At 60.2% G+C, this 17964-nt stretch carries 18 protein-coding genes; 2 read left to right on the top strand and 16 right to left on the bottom strand.

The window, feature by feature from the left end; translation table 11 throughout:
• Positions 1 to 92 precede the first annotated feature (92 nt).
• Positions 93 to 371, top strand: a complete 279-nt coding sequence (locus AC1RZR_RS30400; RefSeq protein ID WP_379092710.1) for a hypothetical protein — start codon at positions 93 to 95, stop codon at positions 369 to 371.
• 219 nt (positions 372 to 590) lie between these two features.
• Here AC1RZR_RS30400 and AC1RZR_RS30395 read toward each other — a convergent pair whose 3' ends face one another.
• The 4 genes from AC1RZR_RS30395 to AC1RZR_RS30380 form a co-directional block, all read right to left on the bottom strand.
• Positions 591 to 2012 (bottom strand): glutamate-1-semialdehyde 2,1-aminomutase, encoded by a 1422-nt coding sequence (locus AC1RZR_RS30395; RefSeq protein WP_481826929.1) that lies wholly within the window; start codon positions 2010 to 2012, stop codon positions 591 to 593.
• 398 nt (positions 2013 to 2410) lie between these two features.
• Positions 2411 to 3169 (bottom strand): LuxR C-terminal-related transcriptional regulator, encoded by a 759-nt coding sequence (locus AC1RZR_RS30390; protein WP_481829152.1) that lies wholly within the window; start codon positions 3167 to 3169, stop codon positions 2411 to 2413.
• A gap of 489 nt (positions 3170 to 3658) precedes the next feature.
• Positions 3659 to 4438: a Crp/Fnr family transcriptional regulator gene (locus AC1RZR_RS30385; RefSeq protein WP_481826928.1), complete on the bottom strand. Its 780-nt coding sequence runs from the start codon at positions 4436 to 4438 to the stop codon at positions 3659 to 3661.
• A gap of 432 nt (positions 4439 to 4870) precedes the next feature.
• Positions 4871 to 5095, bottom strand: a complete 225-nt coding sequence (locus tag AC1RZR_RS30380) for a hypothetical protein (protein ID WP_477273206.1) — start codon at positions 5093 to 5095, stop codon at positions 4871 to 4873.
• 435 nt (positions 5096 to 5530) lie between these two features.
• Here AC1RZR_RS30380 and AC1RZR_RS30375 point away from each other — a divergent pair, with 435 nt between their 5' ends.
• Entirely contained in the window at positions 5531 to 6958 is a 1428-nt protein-coding gene (locus AC1RZR_RS30375) for a hypothetical protein (protein ID WP_481826927.1), read from the top strand.
• A gap of 399 nt (positions 6959 to 7357) precedes the next feature.
• Here the strand turns inward: AC1RZR_RS30375 and ccoS are convergent, their stop codons facing one another.
• From ccoS to AC1RZR_RS30315, 12 genes are all read right to left on the bottom strand, one after another.
• Positions 7358 to 7504 carry a cbb3-type cytochrome oxidase assembly protein CcoS gene (ccoS, locus tag AC1RZR_RS30370; protein ID WP_477273210.1) on the bottom strand — a complete coding sequence of 49 codons (147 nt, stop codon included), beginning with the start codon at positions 7502 to 7504 and terminating at the stop codon, positions 7358 to 7360.
• Positions 7501 to 9795 carry a cation-translocating P-type ATPase gene (locus AC1RZR_RS30365; protein WP_481826926.1) on the bottom strand — a complete coding sequence of 765 codons (2295 nt, stop codon included), beginning with the start codon at positions 9793 to 9795 and terminating at the stop codon, positions 7501 to 7503. Before AC1RZR_RS30365 ends, ccoS begins: the two co-directional genes overlap by 4 nt.
• 5 nt (positions 9796 to 9800) lie before the next feature.
• The gene (locus AC1RZR_RS30360) at positions 9801 to 10607 is read right to left on the bottom strand and encodes a DUF2189 domain-containing protein (RefSeq protein WP_481826925.1); all 807 of its coding nucleotides are present in this window, start codon (positions 10605 to 10607) and stop codon (positions 9801 to 9803) included.
• Positions 10608 to 10653: 46 nt separating this feature from the next.
• Complete coding sequence (locus AC1RZR_RS30355; RefSeq protein WP_477273216.1) at positions 10654 to 10866, bottom strand: hypothetical protein; 213 nt, start codon at positions 10864 to 10866, stop codon at positions 10654 to 10656.
• Complete coding sequence (ccoP, locus tag AC1RZR_RS30350; protein WP_481826924.1) at positions 10863 to 11744, bottom strand: cytochrome-c oxidase, cbb3-type subunit III; 882 nt, start codon at positions 11742 to 11744, stop codon at positions 10863 to 10865. The genes AC1RZR_RS30355 and ccoP overlap by 4 nt, the downstream gene beginning before the upstream one ends.
• Positions 11735 to 11905: a cbb3-type cytochrome c oxidase subunit 3 gene (locus AC1RZR_RS30345; protein ID WP_379092680.1), complete on the bottom strand. Its 171-nt coding sequence runs from the start codon at positions 11903 to 11905 to the stop codon at positions 11735 to 11737. Before AC1RZR_RS30345 ends, ccoP begins: the two co-directional genes overlap by 10 nt.
• Complete coding sequence (ccoO, locus tag AC1RZR_RS30340; protein ID WP_481826923.1) at positions 11902 to 12642, bottom strand: cytochrome-c oxidase, cbb3-type subunit II; 741 nt, start codon at positions 12640 to 12642, stop codon at positions 11902 to 11904. The genes AC1RZR_RS30345 and ccoO overlap by 4 nt, the downstream gene beginning before the upstream one ends.
• 5 nt (positions 12643 to 12647) lie before the next feature.
• Positions 12648 to 14300, bottom strand: coding sequence for a cytochrome-c oxidase, cbb3-type subunit I (gene ccoN, locus AC1RZR_RS30335; RefSeq protein ID WP_477273223.1), 1653 nt, complete (start codon positions 14298 to 14300; stop codon positions 12648 to 12650).
• Between the two features lie 162 nt (positions 14301 to 14462).
• Entirely contained in the window at positions 14463 to 14927 is a 465-nt protein-coding gene (locus tag AC1RZR_RS30330; protein ID WP_481826922.1) for a group III truncated hemoglobin, read from the bottom strand.
• A gap of 62 nt (positions 14928 to 14989) precedes the next feature.
• Positions 14990 to 15853, bottom strand: coding sequence for an SUMF1/EgtB/PvdO family nonheme iron enzyme (locus AC1RZR_RS30325; protein ID WP_481826921.1), 864 nt, complete (start codon positions 15851 to 15853; stop codon positions 14990 to 14992).
• Positions 15854 to 15931: 78 nt separating this feature from the next.
• Positions 15932 to 17035, bottom strand: a complete 1104-nt coding sequence (gene nirK / locus AC1RZR_RS30320; RefSeq protein WP_481826920.1) for a copper-containing nitrite reductase — start codon at positions 17033 to 17035, stop codon at positions 15932 to 15934.
• A 217-nt stretch (positions 17036 to 17252) separates the two neighbouring features.
• Positions 17253 to 17699, bottom strand: a complete 447-nt coding sequence (locus tag AC1RZR_RS30315) for a pseudoazurin (protein ID WP_481826919.1) — start codon at positions 17697 to 17699, stop codon at positions 17253 to 17255.
• Positions 17700 to 17964: the final 265 nt, after the last annotated feature.

The following is a 17964-nucleotide window of genomic DNA, read 5'->3' as shown; positions in this document are numbered from 1 at the left end:
TACTAAATTCGCTGCCGCTGGGTGAAAAACACCGGCTTTTCCTGTCTGCCTTTTCTGTCATCCATTTTGAAGTTGGAGGGATTTTTATCAAAATGGGCAATGCAAACATTGCGCCTGAATTCTCTTTCAGCGAAGCTCGGATCGGAACGGTCGAGGGCGGAGAATCCGGGGTTCTGGTGTGGAAATCCGACCAATTGGTCGCCGTCCTTACCCGGATCGACGAGGAAGCCTACTCCACGAAAGGCAAATGGTTCCTAGAGACAGGCTTCGGGCTGCTGAGTGGGCAGCACAAGAACTTCGATACGATCGAGGAAGCCGTTAGATGGGTGGGCATTTACACCTTCCCCGAGCCTGTTCCCACTGCGGATTGATCAGCGGATTCCACGGCAGCAAGGCTCCTGTGCAAGCCAGCGATGGCTTTCCGCCCGTGTCCTGTATCTCCCTCGCCTGAAGAGCTTTGACAGGCTGCACTGTGCTGCTTCCGCAACCGTGAGATCCTGTCCCATGGCCCCATGCGAAAACAATGCAGGATTCCCGTATGCGGGGCCTTCTTTGGTCCAAGAGAACGAGAAAGCAACGCCTTCGTGGCGTCAGGAGGTTGCCGCGAGCCGGGTTTCAGATTGCCCCATGGTCGCACTATTCGCGGCTTGAGGGTTCTCTGGAGTCGTCATATCAGCCCGGCCATCGCCATTGTTGAAACGGCGGAAGACAACCTGCGTGGGGCGGCCTACCAAGAAACGGCTCGTTCCCGATTCCAGGGCCTGCGCATACACCGCCAGTGCACCGTCGACGGCCTCTATCGTCTTCATGACGGCCGTGTCGTCGTGGGTGTAGCTGACGACGAGAGACGGCATGAGCACTCCACGCCTGATCGTCTCTTGCAGGAACAGCGAGCGGTATGTCTGCGACGGCTTGCCGTTGGGATCGAGCGTGGCATATGCCAGGCAGCAGGGACGGCCGACAACCTTGAAGTGCCCATCCACCCCATGCCGTCTAGCAGCCTCTGCGATCCCCTTCCTCAGTTTCGTCCCCTGACGGTGCAGGTGTTCGATCACGGCCTCGTTCTGGTAAGTCCGCATGGTCGCGATCGCTGCCGCAAGCGCATGGGTCTCCGCGCCGTGCGTGGTCGACAGCAGAAACACCCTTGGGCGGTCCGTATGCTCGAGCCCGCCGAGCCGCATGTATTCGCGTTTGCCCGCCAGGGCGGAGACCGAAAACCCATTGCCAAGCGCCTTGCCGAATGTCGACAAGTCCGGTTCTATGCCATAGAGCTTCTGCGCCCCGGCCGCATGCCATCTGAACCCGGTGATCATCTCGTCGAGAATGAGCAGTGCGCCCTTTTCCCTGCAGAGACGCTGGACTTCATGCAGGAATCCGTCCACCGGATCGTCGCCGCGGGAAGGCTCGAGGATCAGGGCGGCCAGCTTGCCCGGGTGCCTGTCGAACAAATCCTTTACGCTGGCAATGTCGTTGTACCGGAAAGTGACGGTGAGCTTTCGCACCGCCTCCGGAATTCCGGCATTCATCGGTGTGGTCCCGATGAACCAATCGTCTGTCGAAAAGAAGGGATGGTCGGCGCAGCAGGCAACGAGATCGCGACCCGTGTAAGCGCGGGCAAGGCGAACGGCTCCCGAAGTCGCATCCGATCCGTCTTTGCAGAACTTCACCATCTGCGCGCCGATGAGCTCCAGGAACGTCTCGGCGCAGTCGACCTCGATCCTGGCGGGCCGCGTGAAATTAGACCCACCTTGGAGGGCCGTCTCCACCGCTCTGACCACAGTCGGGTAGGCGTGCCCCAGCCCGACGGAACGGTTGCCCATGCCGAATTCGATGTACTCGTTCCCATCGACGTCCCAGACATGGCATCCCAACCCACGCTCGATGAACCCCGGCGCGAGGATGGGATACTGGTCTTCGCCTTTTGCGTAGGTGTGGCTACCGCCCGGGATCAGTTCACGACCGCGTTCCTGCAGGCGGACGGATTTGCGAAAACGAAGGCTTTGCTCAGACATGCCGACCACTCCATTCCGGCAGCAAGTCTACATGCTCGGCTCAGGATTTCGCGTTCTCCATAAGGTCATCGGTTAGCACTTATGGTGGATACACAGGCGGGCGCTGACGCGGGCGCTGACTTTGATAGCGAGTAAAAGGAACAGCTTTTCACGTGCTACAGAAATAGATCATCGCTACGGGTCCAGACGTTGCGGAGCACTCCGCAACTATCCACTTGCGGCACACTGTCAGGAGTTCGGGGCAACGAATCGCGTCGGAGGACGGCCGTGTGTCTCCGGCGGCTCCCGATGCCATTCGTGGCAACGGAAATCAATCGACCTTCACTGAATGAATGTGTAGTGCGGTACAAATACGACCCGCCAGGATTCACCCAAGGCGGGTCGTTTATTGTTTGCGATCACTCTTCGGCCAGAGCTCCTTCTGCGAAGAGATCATTGACCTTGTAGGCCACTTCCGTGCGGTTGCTCGCCTTCAACTTCTTCATGATGTTTCGGATGTGGACCTTCACGGTGCTTTCGCGCAGGTTCAGTTCGTAGGCGATGATCTTGTTCGCCTTGCCGCGCCGTAGTGCCTGGGCGACCTCTGCCTGCCTGAGCGTGAACATGCCCGTCAATGGCTGCGTGTCGCGGCTACCTGAACCTATAAGGTGCCGCATGGAAAGGACACTGCTCGCCGGGACGAAGATGCCTCCCGCTGCCGCAAGGTTGATCGCCTCGACACAGACGTCGATCCCGACCGAGGTTGGAATGTAGCCGCGTGCGCCGCATTCGAGAGCCGTCAGTATCTGTCCAAGGTCTTCGGTGTCGGCCAGGATGACCACGGGGACTGACTTGAACTCGGACGAAATATGCCTGATCTCGTCGGCTATGCCGTGATCGGTGACCTTCCGTCCGCCAAGGTTGAAGAGTATGGCTGCAAGTGGAGGGGCCGCCCCCTTTTTCATGCGCCAGTCTTCGATCGAACCCATGGCGACGACCGCCATGCCCAGTTCGTGGTCCTCGAGGGCCGATGCCAGACACTCGCGGTCCAGCGCCCTTCCGTCGAGGATGAGGAGGCTTTGCCTGCCTGCTTGTCCGTGGACATTTTCCGTTCCGCCGGATGGAACTCCTGACGGATTTGTCGAAGTGTAATTCTGCAGTTCTACTGAGGAACCCATACCTATACCCACCCTTTCCCACACACGCCGCCCTACGGCGGCAAATACAGCCCCCTGAAGTCTCTGGAGTTTTGAAGTTTGATACCCAGCCCGTTTGAAAGCTTGCGATCTGGATTGCCCAAATCGAAGCCTTCAGCAGTTCTTCGCTTCTGCCACTTAGAACAGCTTGGCCAGTCTATGGTCTATTTATAAGCGGTCTCTAACTTAAGTTAATTTTTGGTAAATTTTTGAGCCTGCCAAGAGACCGGAGCCAAGCCGGACCCTAAGCGCTGCGATCCGCCTGAAGACACAGGGATGGGGACCGCTTGGCCATTCTGCAGCGCAGCCCGTGATATCAGTGGCCCTGCGCCTTTTTTGTGGATGTGCTGTAGTATGTGGGTCGTCCCGTATTTCGGCAGCACGTTCCCCCCGTGCGATAGACGGAGCTGCCGTCGGTCACGACGCGAACGAACCACCAGATAGGTTAAACCAGAGCGAGAGGAATAACCCTTACTTGAGGTACTCAATGTCGAATCCGGCTGTGTTCACCAGCTTCTTGCGGTTGATCACCTCTACATGGCCTGCCCTGAAAGAGACGAGATCGGCCTTGCGAAGTTCCCTCAACGTCCGGTTGACGTGAACGGTGGTCAATCCAAGAATGTCGGCCAATTCGTGCTGGGTAAGGGGACACTCATATCTTCCATGGGTCGACAGACCAGCCTTGGAGAGCCTCTCATCCAGTTCGAGCAGGAAATGGGCGGTGCGGCTCATCGCGTTCCGCCGCCCCACATTCACAAGATGTTCGGCAAGGATGGCGTTAAGGCGGGCCAGGGAGCCGGCGATCTTGTTTCCGAGACGGCCTTCCGACAAGACGGCCTCGACCAGTTCCTTCCTGGAAGTTTCATAAACAGCCAGTTCGGTTATCGAAGCCAGCGACGCGAAACGGGGTCCGTCCATTGAACGGAAACCGACAATGTCCCCTCCGAGAGGAGTGTCGATGATCTGCCGCTCTCCGCTCGGTAACTCGCGGTAGAGGAGGGCCCAACCCGACTTTACGAAGAATATCCTGTCGTCGTCGTCATCCTGGCGACATATGACTGAGTGGGGTTTGTAGATTCTTGCGGCAACACCGAGAAAATCGTTGTTGCCCCAATCAGTTTTCGACAATGCCCCGCCCACGGGTTGCGAGCGTATGAACTGCAACAGCGTCTGCATGAAACTCCGCAGGATTGCGTCATTTTCCTGCAACCTATAATGGTTTCCGTCGAAAGGCCAGTTGTAGCCCGACATTTACTTTTGTCGGATACATCATGCCATCAGACAAGCCAATCACCCAGTTGCGGTTAGTTCGGCCGGCCCTCATCCGATAGGCGGAAGTGCCATCCGCCTGCATCCCCTGATAACACTACATCTTACCCCCAAAAGCTTGGTTGACCCTCCAAAAGCTTCGTTGACGGCATATGTTGCCAAGGCTGAACATTGGAGTGCCGGCGTCTGCTCAAGGCTTACGCGGCCTGTCCGTGGAGAACGCGTAGACAGGGTAGGGGAGTCACTGCCCGCCCCGGTGACTCCCCTGCCGCCCTGCGGCGAATACGCCGTCAGGCCAATTCCAGGACAAGTTGGTTTGGAACAAGCAGAATCCGCCTGCAGCCGTGGCTGACGTCGACAGGAACTATGAAGGCGTCACTGCAAGCCTTCGAGGACGCCCGTAAAGGCCTGGTCTCAGGCGTTTCCCTGGGGATCAGCCTCGCTCAGCCACTGCACGTCCAGAACCGTTCCGTCAGTCTGGATCACGACTTCGAAGGCGTCGATCAGCCTTTTGGCGGCTTTGCTGGCAATGTGGGACTCGGGGTACTTGGCCTTCACGGCCCGCGCGCGCTCGTACACTTCCTTGAGTTGTCTGAACTGCTTTGGCCCGAACGTGCGAAATACAACCTGAGTGGTCATACCGCTTCTCCTCCTCACGGACAAACTCTAAACAACCCGCCCGTTGCCCAGCGCTCCCACCTTCCCATGTTTATCACAGAGTTTCGCGATTGAAAGCAAAACATGTCTGCAATTGCGCAGTATAAGGTGACCATATCCTTGATCTAGACGTTCTTTGGTAGGTGTTGCGGATCAAGGGTTAGCCATTTGCAGGAGGCGTAGCCAGATTGCGAAAAGGCCGCCGTCGCGTGCCGCCGTGCATTTTACAACGCCACAGCCGTAACCGGGACATGCAGCCATTCAGCCTTAGAGCGTACCATGTCCTGCGGATACGGTGTCAGGCTACGTCCTTTGGCTCTCTTGTCCGGGATATCCATCTGCCGAAAGATGAGCGGTCGGACAGCTTCCTGCGTCCGCACAGTCCGGGGCCAAACCAAACGGGAGGCTCGATCGACAATGCAGGTCTCGTTGGTGGGGCTGCTGGTGTGCGCGGCCATTTTGGTCGTTGCCCGCTATTCCAGGGGAATGCTGATCATCGGCCTGATCGCTTCCCAGGCGTTCGGTGCGACGGCCATCGTCACGCTGACCTTCTTAGGTGGGTCGTCCCCGCTGATCTACACCATGTTTGCGGCCCTGCTCGTCATGGCCGCCACGGTCAGGCGTCGCATCTGGTTCGACCTTGGAAGTGTGTTCGGGAGCATCCGCCCGGTCTGGGTTCTCACAAGCCTCATGGTTTATGCAGTCATCGGGGCATGGCTGTTTCCAAGATTTTTCGCAGGACAGACCACCGTCTTCGTGCAGTCGAAAACCCGAGACGCCGTCGTAGAGGCGTCCTTGGCCCCGGTTTCGGCCAACATTTCACAGACGGGCTACTTCATCCTTGGCGGGCTCACCGCCATCGCGCTTTGTGTGCTGCTGCTGCACTCCCAAAGGATCGACCAAGTTCGCCGCGGCTTCTTCTTGTGGTGCGGTCTGCATACGGGCATGGGGCTGGTCGACTTTATCGGCAAGAATGCAGGACTGGGAGACTTGCTGGCCCCGATCAGAACCGCCAACTACGCGATCATAACGGGATCGTACGAGGCAGGATTCGTGCGGATCACGGGACCTTTTTCGGAGGCCTCTTCGTTCGCCGCCGTTTCCCTCGCCTGCCTGGCATTCTGCTACACGTACTGGAGAAAGACCAAGTCACGCCTTGCCCAGTGGCTGGCGGGCATCCTGCTCTTCCTGACCATTCTGTCGACTTCATCGACCGCTTACATCGGTCTTGCTCTCCTGTGCCTTCCGGTCGCCTTATCGATGTTGGTTTCAGTCCTCAGGGGGCGGGTTGAGCGCGAGGACATACTGGTAACCGCCCTGATGGCGATAGGCGTGGTCGCCATTATGGGCATCAGCCTCTACCACGCCGGAGCCTTGGAGCCTTTCGTCAGGCTGATCAACAGCACCATCATCAACAAAGCGGATTCTGCCTCGGGCCATGAGCGCACCTATTGGAACCTCAAGAGCCTGCAGTCCTTCCTCGACACCAGCGGCCTTGGCGTCGGTTTCGGCAGTTCGAGGGCGTCGAGCTGGCCGATCGCGATCCTTTCCCAACTTGGCTTGTTCGGATCGCTGATGATGGCGATCCTGCTCGGCGTCCTGGTCAGCGGAATAGGACGGATGCGGGAATGGGTGGACCCAGAAACTGATGCGGTCGTGACGAGCGTCAGGAACGCTTCTCTCGCTGGCATAATCGCCAGCTCTGTGTCCGGCGGCAGCGCCGATCCAGGCATCCTCTTCTTCATCGCACTTGCCGTCGTTTCCGCCACGAGGGTCCGTGCTCAGCGTACCATGGCAGCGTTTGGGCGAACCACCTGGCATCAGACAACGGCAGAGGCAATATGAAGGTCTGGCCGTGGAGGCAGAAGGTCGAAATGCTGTTCGCCATCGCCCTCAAGGTACGTTTTGTCGCGCCGGCGGGCCTGTGCAGCCGCGCGAAAGTGGCAGCACGATAGCCGAAGGTTGTGGCTTCAGCCTCCCTCATCATGCCGCCACGCTTGAAAACAATGGCTACCCACTCCCCTTCGCCTGGAACGGAACTCCCCTCCAACTCGGTTTTCGCATTCTCGGCCAGGGATTGTACGGTCGGCGCTTCGGGCCTGCCGCGCTCTAGCCAGGTTTCGCCTTCAGGCAGACCGACGCCGTCATAGGCTACAACAACGCGACCGCTATTATCGAATTATCAGTTCCAAAACCGAAACATTGTCTTGCCGGCGCAACACAAGTCGGAGTGCTTTGGGCTTGTCACTCAGGATCGTCGTCCAAAAGGATTCTCTGCGCCGCTCCGTCGAGGTCGTCATACTGTCCGGACCGCAAGGTCCACATGAAGGCCGCAAGTCCGGCGAGCCCCATCAAGACTGCGACCGGCACCAGAACAGTCAGGTAACTCATGATCCCATACCTATTGGCTGCAGGTCCGGATGAACGGATGCGGCTTGCCTGGCGGGCAGGTTTCCAGCGGGGGCATGACCCAAACGCAGGGCATTGGCCACCACCAACACAGACGAGAGCGACATTGCGGCTGCCGCAACGAGCGGAGTGATATACCCGCACACGGCAAAAGGCACCGCAATGGCATTGTAGCCGACTGCCAAGGCGAAATTCTGCCGGATCAGTTTTCCCGCATTGCGTGAAATCTCGTAGGTGTCGGCGACGCTCGCAAGGCTTTCCTTCAGGAACACGAAGTCGGCAGCATTGCGGCCGACATCGGCCGCCGTCGACGGGGCCATGGAGACATGCGCGGCGGCGAGGGCCGGCGCGTCGTTAAGTCCGTCTCCCACCATCAGCACCTTGGAGTGGGCAGCGGTGAGAGCCGCGATCCGCTCAACCTTCTCGGATGGAAGCATTTCCGCCGTGAAATCATCAATGCCGAGGTTCAAAGCCAGGTCTGCCACCGCAGACCTGCGGTCACCGGACAGGATCCCGACACCGAGGCCCTGCCGACGCAATCGCTCGATCGTCGAACGCGCGCCGCCTCGCAGGATGTCTTCAAACACAAGCCGCGCCAGTTGCTGCCCGTCCTGGACCAACAGCGACACCGAAAACCAACCGTCCGCGCCATCCGGCATCTTGCGGCCGAGCGCCCACTCCGGCCGGCCCAGGCGGTAGACGGAGGTTCCCATCCTGGCTTCGAGGCCACGGCCCGGGTATTCGACGAGATTGTTCATCGGGGCCGCTCCAACCTGGCCCGGCGATGCGGCAGCGAGAATTGCGACGGACATCGGATGCCTCGAACCCGATGCTATCTTGGCCGCAAGCGCGAGCGCACCGGGGTCAACGCTGGCGCTGTTGACGAGATGTGGACGGCCGAGCGACAGCGTGCCGGTCTTGTCGAACAGCACAGTGTCGACTTCGGCGAGGCGCTCGAGAGCAGAGCCATCCCTGACCATGACGCCTTTTTCGAAAAGGCGCCGGGCGGCAACGACCTGCACGATCGGAACCGCAAGGCCGAGCGCGCACGGGCACGTTATGATCAGAACGGCGATGGCGATCGAAACCGATGCGTGCCAATCCCTGGTGATGGAGAGCCAGCCCAAAAAAGACAGCAAGGCGATGGCGTGTACGACAGGCGAATAGAGCGCCGAGGCACGATCCGCCAGTCTGCGATAGCGCGCTCTGCCCCCCTCGGCGGCTTCCATCATTCTGATCATTTCCGCCAGAAATGAGTCCTTTGCCTCGGCGGCGGCTCTTATCGTCAGCGGCCCCGTCAGATTGAGAAGCCCGGCCTGGACCAGCGTTCCCACAATAGCGGGCCTGGGTGCCGATTCCCCGGTGACGACCGAACAATCGAGTTCCGAAGCACCGTCCATGACGATCCCGTCGACAGGGACCCTGTCGCCGGCGGCAATGAGCACGGAGGTTCCCGGCCGGATCTCGGCAATCGGGACATAGTGCCGGCCGTCGGCATCCACCACGATCGCTCCCCTCGGTGCGAGGCTCGCAAGCCCTACCACGGCCGAACGCGCTTTTTCCCGCATCACATGGTCGAGGGTGCGGCCGATGAGCAGAAAGAACAAAAGCGATGTCGCCGCGTCGAAATAGGCATGCGGCCCGCCGTGAATCGTATCGTAGAGGCTGAGTCCGAACGCCATCAACACGCCGATGGAAATCGGCACATCCATGTTTGTCCGGCCGTTTCGCAAGGCAGCCCAAGCCGAGGAAAAGAATATCCGCCCCGAATAGACAATTGCCGGTAAGGCGAGCGCCGCGGAAATCCAGTGGAACGCCTGGCGGGTTCCTCCTTCGGCTCCGGACCAGACCGAAACCGACAGCAGCATGATGTTCATGGCGCAGAAGCCCGCGACCGCGAGCGCCTTGATGAGTCGGGAATATTCGGGACTGCGCTGGTCGGCGTCCGTGGTGAAGACATGCGACTCGTAACCCGCAGCTCCTAGCGCGCCGATGAGATCGGGCGCCTTGTCGGCGCCCGGACGCCATTTCACGACGGTCCGTTTCATGGAAAGGTTGGCTCGGGCATATTCGACGCCGGACAAGGCCGACAAAGCGCGTTCGACCGTGGCCATGCAGGATGCGCAATGAATTTCGGGGACCGACAGGTCAGTTTGAAAAAGGCCACCGCCAAGATCGCGACTGACAAGCAAAAGCTCTTCGCGTGGACTGGCAACCCCACCCGCCGGGCCGATCTCCAGGGCGGCTTCGGCTCCGGGTGCGCAGCAACTCATGAGCGCTACTCCTTCAGCCCCGGCTCAACCGATATCGTCCTGTAGGCGTGCCATGTGGCATGCCCGAGCAGGGGAAAGGTGACAATCAATCCGACCAGCCCGGTTCCAAGACCAAGAAGGGTCAGCAGCAGTACGATCGCACCCCAGGTGATCATCACCGGACGATTGTTCCAGACCAGCGAAATGCTGGTGCCCATCGCGGTAAACGCGTCCGTACGCTGGTCGAGGAGCATGGGCACCGAAAAGGCGCTGATGGCGAAGGAGAATGCGGCGAACACTCCGCCAACCGCTGTACCGACAACCAACATTGCCCAGCCGATGGTGGTTGTGAAAAGCATCGGGGCAAGATGATCGAAACCGGGGAAGGGCCGCCAGCCGAAGAACAGGGCGTAGATGATGACCGCGGCACGCATCCACAGCAGCGCCAGGCCGAGCATGATGAAGCCGACAAAGAGAATCTGGGCGCCGGAAGCCGGCCGCACGAAGATCATCCTGGCCAGAGAGATGGCCCTGCCCTGTTCCAGCGAGCGGCTTTTTTCATAGAGGCCGACCGCTATGAGTGGGCCGACCACCATGAAGGCGGCGGTAGCGGGAAACAGGATGTAGTCGAGTCGAAACAGGAAAAGGCCGCCAACGATCAGCGCGGAAACGGCGAAGACCGCCAGCCCGTAGGCGAGACTGGGGGCCGGCGTCGACATCAAGTCGTGCCAGCCGGCGCGCAGCCAGCCGAACGCGGCGTTGGCCGGGAGACCCCGGTTGCGCGATCCGACGCGCACGAACTCTTGGTCATTGGCGAGATGGAGATCACTCATTTCCATGATCCTTCCTGTCGTTTCGTCGTGCCGCGCCTCTCGAGCGTCAGCACGACGAACTGGCCGCAGCGTAGCTGTTCTTCGCCGGGTCGCCGGGGTCCTTCAAGTGCGGCACGCAGTCCGCTTGCGACGCGAAGGACACGTACACCAGATGGAAGTTGGCGGCGGCGACCAGCGCCAGTCCCGCCGTGACCAGGATGAGCGCGACAGTTCGCGAGCGCGATCGCGGCCTCGACGGCAGGGCGGGATGGAGGCTCACTGGGGCACACTCCGGAGGGAAAGCACATAGAGAGCGAGTATCTTGCGCTGGGTGGCGGTGAGGCGCTGTTCCCAATGAGGCATGGTGCCCTGCCGGCCGCCATAGACTGTCGTGGTGACGGACTGGAGGTCGCCGCCATAGATCCAGTTGCTGTCGGTCAGGTCAGGCGCACCGAGGTCGTGCTTGCCTTTGGCATCGTCACCATGACAGGCGATGCAGTTCTGTTTGAAGACGTCCTGTCCTGCGGCAATGCTTTGCGGATCGGCATCGAGGCCGTCGGTGGTGCCGCCGAGTGACCGCACATAGGCGACGACGTCGGCCAGTTGCTTGCTCTCGATCACCCCATCGCGGCCAAAGGCCAGCATCTGCGCGGTCCGCGTATCGGGATGGGTCGAGTTGATGCCGACACGCAGTGTTTCAAAGATTGTTTTGGGATCACCGCCCCAGAGCCAGACGCCGGCGGTGAGGTTGGGAAATCCGGGGCCGCCCGTGGCTTTGGTGCCATGGCAAGCCGCACAATTGTCGCCAAACAGCGTGTGGCCGGTTTCTTCGACTGTCTTCATCATCGATGGATCGGCCTGAATGGCCGCAAAATCCATTTGATCGATCTTTTGGGTCCAGGCCGAACGCTCTAGCGTCGCGTCCTTTACCAGGCGGTCGACGCTGGTTTTCTGGTCAATTCCAAGCAGACCCTTGGTGTAGGTCTTGCCCAATGGCCAGGCGGGCATGAGGACCCAGTAGCATACGGCAAAAAGGATGGTGGTGGCCAGGAAGAAGAACACAATACGCGGAACCGGCGTGTAGAGCTCCTTGATGCCATTCCACTCATGACCGGTCGTGGCCTGTCCCGTGACGGGATCGCGCTCTCCTATTTCCATGGCTTGTCGTCTCCGTCGAGAATGCTGTCTTTCGCCCTTTCGAACCGCTTCTTGTTCGACGGCCAGAACGTGTAGACGAGGACGCCCACGGCCATCGCGATCAGGTAGAAAAGGCCCCAGCTTTTGGAGAAGGCGACGACGGCTTCGTGTTCCCAGCTCATTGCGCGGCCTCCGGCTGCACGGCAACCTCCGCCTGGGCGGCGCCGGTCAGGTGGCCAAGGATCTGCAGATAGGCGACCAGCGCATCCATTTCGGTAACTGTCGCTGGATTGCCGTCAAAGGCCCTGACTTGCGTTGCCTGCCCGTAGCGCTTGGTAACGCCGGCGGCGAAATCACCGTCCGGCGCGGTTTGGCCGAGCGCATCCTGGGTCGCATTGGCGATCATGTCGTCGGTGTAGGGAACGCCGACGTCCCGGAGGGCAGCCAGGTGCTCGCCGAGGTCGTCGATGCGCAGCGGGTTGTCGCGCAGCCAGCCAAATTTGGGCATGATCGATTCCGGAACCACGGTTCGCGGGTTGATCAGGTGGGCGACTTGCCAGGCGTCGGAATATTTGCCGCCGATGCGGGCCAGATCCGGTCCCGTGCGCTTTGATCCCCACAACATCGGATGATCGTATTTCGATTCAACGGCGAGTGAATAAGGGCCGTAGCGTTCGACTTCGTCGCGCAGTGTCCGGATCATTTGAGAATGGCAGGCGTAGCAACCCTCGCGCATGTAGATGTCGCGCCCGGCCTGCTCCAGCGGGGTGTAGACCCGCATATCCGGCGCGTTCTCGACCGTGTCGTCGATGGTGAACAGCGGGGCGATTTCCACAAAGCCGCCGATGCTGGAGACCAAGACGATGGCGAGGACAAAGCCGATGGCGCTGCGTTCGATTTTGCGGTGGAATTCTGGCATGATCCTCACTCCGCCGGCTGGGCGACAGGCGCCAGATGGCGCTGCGGCGCGTCATCGCCCGGTTGCAGCGCGGCTTGCGAATGGCCGCGGACCGTCATCAGGATGTTGTAGGAGCCGGTGATGGCACCGAGCAGGAACAGCAGCCCGCCGAAGGCGCGCGCGATGTAATAGGGATGCATCGCCACCATGGATTCAATGAAGGAATAGGTGAGCGTTCCGTTCTCGTTGTATGTCCGCCACATCAAGCCTTGCAGAATGCCGGAATTCCACATGGCAAAGACGTAGATGACCGTCCCTGAGATCGCCAACCAGAAATGCACCTCGATCAGTTTGGCCGAATACATCCGTTCCCGCTTCCACAATGCCGGGACCAGACAATAGATCGAGCCGAAGGTGATCAGCGCCACCCAACCCAGGGCACCGGCATGGACGTGACCAACGGTCCAGTCCGTATAGTGGGAAAGCGCGTTGACCGGACGGATCGCCATGAACGACCCTTCGAAAGTGGTCAGGCCGTAGAAGACTGCCGCCGCCATCATGAAGCGCAAAGTGGCGTCGTCGCGCACCTTGTGCCAGGCGCCGTTCAGCGTCGCGAGCGCGTTTCCCGCCGAGGCCCACGATGGCACCAGGAGGACCAGCGAAAACGTCATCCCCAGCGTTTGGACCCATTCGGGCAGGGCGGTGTAATGCAGGTGGTGTGACCCCGCCCACATATACATGAAGGTGATGCCCCAGAAGCTGATGATCGACAGCCGGTAGGAATAGATCGGCCGACCCGCCCGCTTGGGCAGGTAGTAGTACATCATCCCGAGAAAGCCTGAGGTGAGGAAGAATGCGACGGCGTTGTGGCCGTACCACCACTGCGTCATCGCGTCCTGGACGCCGGAGAAGGCCGAATAGCTTTTGGCATGGCCGAACGACACCGGCATGGCCAGATTGTTGACGATATGGAGGATCGCCACGACCAGGATGAAGGCCATGTAGTACCAGTTGGCGACGTAGATATGCGGCTCCTTGCGGCGAGCCAGCGTGCGAATGTAGATCGCGAAATACACCACCCAGACGATGACCAGCCAGATGTCGGCGTACCATTCCGGTTCCGCGTATTCCTTCGATTGCGTGACGCCCATGAAATAGCCGGTCGCGGCCAGGACGCAGAACAGGTTGTAGCCGAGCAGGACGAACCAGGGGCTGAACTGGTCTGGCAGCCGGGCGCGCGAGGTCCGCTGCAGGACATGGAAAGACGTGGCGATCAGTGCATTGCCGCCGAAGCCGAAGATCACTCCGCTCGTATGAACCGGCCGCAAGCGGCCAAAACTTGCCCAGGCCGCGTCGAAGGTCAGATCGGGCCATGCCAGCAGGCTCGCTACCCAGACGCCGAAGAACATGCCGACCATGGCCCAGATCATGGTCAGGATGACGCCCACCTTGCTCGGGTCGTCATAGTAGTGGTCCAGACGTTCGGCAGAGGGCTCGGGGGCATTGAGCGCCGAAAGCATGACGAAGATCATCGCAACGCTTGCTGCAAGCACGATAAAGCCATGCACCCCAATCGGATCGCCGCGACCAGCTGCCGCCATGGCCAGTCCGACCATTGCCATCAGGATCAGCACGACGATTGAAAGTTGGCGTTCGCCGGATGTCAGTTGAGCAAGCATGTGCGTCCACCGTCAGATGCCCGTCAGGGCGAAATCGTCCCTCGGGTTTCGCATGGCTGTGCGGCGGCTGATTTGATCTGGCGCAAAGACGAAGCTGATTGCACCCGACAAATGTCGTTTTCGAACATCCGCCCGGCGGGTGTTCGCCAGGCAAGGTCCGGCTTAGCCGTCCTCGGCTGTCGCACTGTCGGTTGCCGATGAATTGGGAACCGGAAGGCGAAAGAACATCGCCAGCTTCAGGCTTTTCGCAATGCGTTCGGCACGGTCGACAAAGACCGCAGTCGTTTCCGGGGCAAAGAGCGCCGCGGCGGTCTCGCCAAATATGGCTAGCCAGATGTCGAAATCGGCCTCGGTCACATCCTTGAGTTTCAGGTGCGCGGGCACCGGACGTCCGTGGTAGTCGCCGGTCTTGAGAATGACGGAACACCAGAAGTCGGTCATTTTCTCAAGGTGCGGCTCCCAGTCGCCGGTGATCTCGCGCGCAAAGATCGGCCCGAGCCGTTCGTTCTTCCGCAGTCTGGAGTAGAACTCGCGGACCAGCACGCCTATGCTCGCCCGGTCAACGCCCGGATCGGCCAACGGCCGCTCGGCGGTCGGTCGCGCCTGATCGATGGCAGATGAGTTCATGTTGATCCTTTCGGCGCTTGTGCCTTCTTCCGATCCTCGCCTGGAAACGCGGCATCCGCGCGTCAAGAGGACCCAAGACGCCGCAGGGCGGCTCGCACGAGGTGGAGACGTTCGCGGACAAGGCGGAAACCCAGATTGTCTGGCGGCGTTCCGACCGCGCAGCCGCCACTTTTCCCATCCCGGATGAAGTTGGACATGTATGTGCGGTGGAAGCCCTCCACGACATGCACTCCACAATTGTCGATCGAACTCACAATACTGGTGCCGTCGGCGGCTACCGCTGCATGAACGTAGCAGGTCGACGTCCATTCCCAGACATTGCCCGCGACGTCGGCCAGCCCTTTTGAGTTGAGGCCAAACGCTCCTTGAACCCGCGGCTCGGGATCGGATTTCCGTCCAAGCGAGGCCTCGGTGCGATACTGGACGAGCCAGCGCAGCGCCGGATTGTTGGGGTCGCCGGCGCCGCCTTCGATGTCGCCGCGAAACCGTTCGCTAGCGGCATAGGCCCATTCGGCGTCTGTCGGCAGCCGCCATGTCGCACCGGTCTGGGTCGAGAGCCACGCCGCATAGGCTTCGGCGTCCATGTGGCTTACGCCGGTGACCGGAAAATTACCGCTGTCCAGGGTGTCAGCCGCCTTGCAATTGCCGGCCGTCACGCACCGTCCGTATTCGGCTGCACTCACCTGGTATTTCATGATGCTCAGCGGAACATTGACCGTTGCCAGCGTCCGCGGCGCCGCGACAGGACGGCCGTCCCCGAGGAATTCACCTGGTTGAGGATGGTCGAATGATCCGGGCGCGAGGGTCACAAGTTCGGGGCCCGCCACCAGCGAACCGGCCAACCGATCAAACGCACTGGTCGCACTTACGGCGATCAGCGCGGCAATCGCGATACTTCCGAGGGCTACGATGGGGTTGAAAGACATGGCATTTCGTCCGGCGCGCACGCGACCTTGCGCAGAGTGCGCAAGGTCGCGTCGATCTTCAGGATCGGATACTCGTCACTACGACGTAATTGCCCTTGGGGCTTCGACCTGCTTCATCAAGTCGTCATCCCAGGTTCCGTCGACCGTAAAATGTGCGGTCGCGCCGAGTTCCACGGCCTCGATCAGATTGTGGTTCACGTAGGCGTAGATGCCCGGCTGCAGGAACGTATAGAGGGCCGAGCCAGCGGAGCCGCCGCGAATGAACCAGGTTTCCAGGTCCTTTGCCGGAGGGTTGGCGAACTTGCCCTGTTCCCAGACATAGTCGCCGTGGCCACCGATCAGATGCGGCCGCGTATCGCGATTGGCTTGCGAATGGACGATCAGGACAGTCTCGCCGACCTTCGCCTTCATCGCATTCTCGCCGGTCAGCGATCCTGCCTTGCCATTGAACACGACGTGGGTCGGAATCAACCCGCGCATGACCTTCATGGTGTCATCGAAATTATCGCCGGCCGTGTCGTATTTCTTGAATTTCCCCTGCTCGTCGCGAGGGATGTAGAAGTCGTTCTCGCCGATATAGTAGATGCGGTCGTAACGGACGGGTCTGCCCTTGTCGTCCCTGAGGCCGTCACGCGGCAGCACCATCACCGCACCGCTCATGCCCGATACGACGTGCCACGGGATCATCGGTCCGCCGGGCGCGCAGTGGTAGACGAACGTCCCCGTTCGCGTTGCCTTGAAGCGGAGCGTTACCTGCTCACCGGGGTTGATCAGCGTCAACCCGCCGCCGCCGAGCGCGCCGGTGGCAGCGTGGAAGTCGATGTTGTGCGCCAGCGTATTGGTGTCGGGATTGATGAGTGTCAACTCAAGATAGTCGCCCTCATGGACAACCATCAGCGGGCCGGGGATGGAGCCGTTGTAGGTCATCGCATTGAGCTGCGTCCCGTCCGCGTCGATCACAACTGGCTTTTCCTCGACAGTCATCGCGAACTCGACGACTTTCGGGCCGCCTTGGGCTACCTGGTCGTGAGCGTGGACGAACGGGGGCGCGACGAGGCTTACTTTTTCGCGCGGCAGTCCGGCCACTTCCTTCGCGTTTGCCACAGCCGGCATTGCGCCGACCGTTGCCACCGCGGTGGCGGCAAGGACAGATCCCAACAGAGCTTCACGTCGCGTAAGCATTTCAATCTCCTTGTGCGTCAACCACTTGATGACCCAAGAATAGCCTGCTTGTGGGGATCGTCTTTGCGCTGGCGCAAACCGCATTTATTTCCGGCGACTTTCGAGTTCGTGTTCCGGAGCGCTCCAAATGAAATAGGCCGGACTGGACCTTCCCCGTGGTCCGTCCGGCCGTTTCCCTCCGGCGATCGCCAAGCGGAGGGTATCTATGATGAAGGTGTCAGTTGGAGGCAGCCTTGGTCGCCTCGCCGAACAACTCGGCGAACACCGTTTTGGCCTTGCCGGTCTGTTTGACCGCTTCCGCCGCGTCGAGGTTCACAGGCTTGCCGACGACGATCAGCGCCACCATGCCCATGCCGTAATGCGGGGCGCACTTCACGCCATAGACGCCTTCCTGAGTCATGGTCACGGTTATCCCTTCGTTTGGCTTTCCCTTGAAAGCTTCAGCGCCGTCCGGCAGCATCCCCTTGACGGTTTCGGCATTGTGGGACTTGTCGGTGGGCACGAACTTGATGGTGTCTCCGGGTGCCGCCTTTACGTAGGCGGGCTGGAAGACCATCGAACCCTTCTCGCCCTTGTTGAGCATCTGCACGACGTGTTCTTCAGCGTTTGCTGCGCCGGCCAGAGTAAATAACGCAATGGCCGCGGCGATCAGGGGAGTTTTCATGGAATAGTCCTTTCCTAGGTTCAGCACGGCATCCACCGTTGCGGCTTTCTACTCCACGGGATGGCGCTGCGATTTGCGCTGGCGCAAACTGGCGCACGAAATATCTGGATATGACGTCGCGATCTGGCGCTCCTATGAGGAGCTCTGGCTTGCCTGCCTCGCACAGCGAGTGCTCTTTCTCATTCTGTTCGGCAACGAACGGAAAAAAGCGCTAAGTGACAGCCGTTCAGTTACGTTGGCTGAGCTTTGGCGGCATCCTTTCAGT

This window comes from Mesorhizobium bavaricum, from assembly GCF_056781655.1.
The sequence above is the reverse complement of the archived record's forward strand: the minus strand, read 5'-3'. Positions and strand labels throughout refer to the sequence as shown.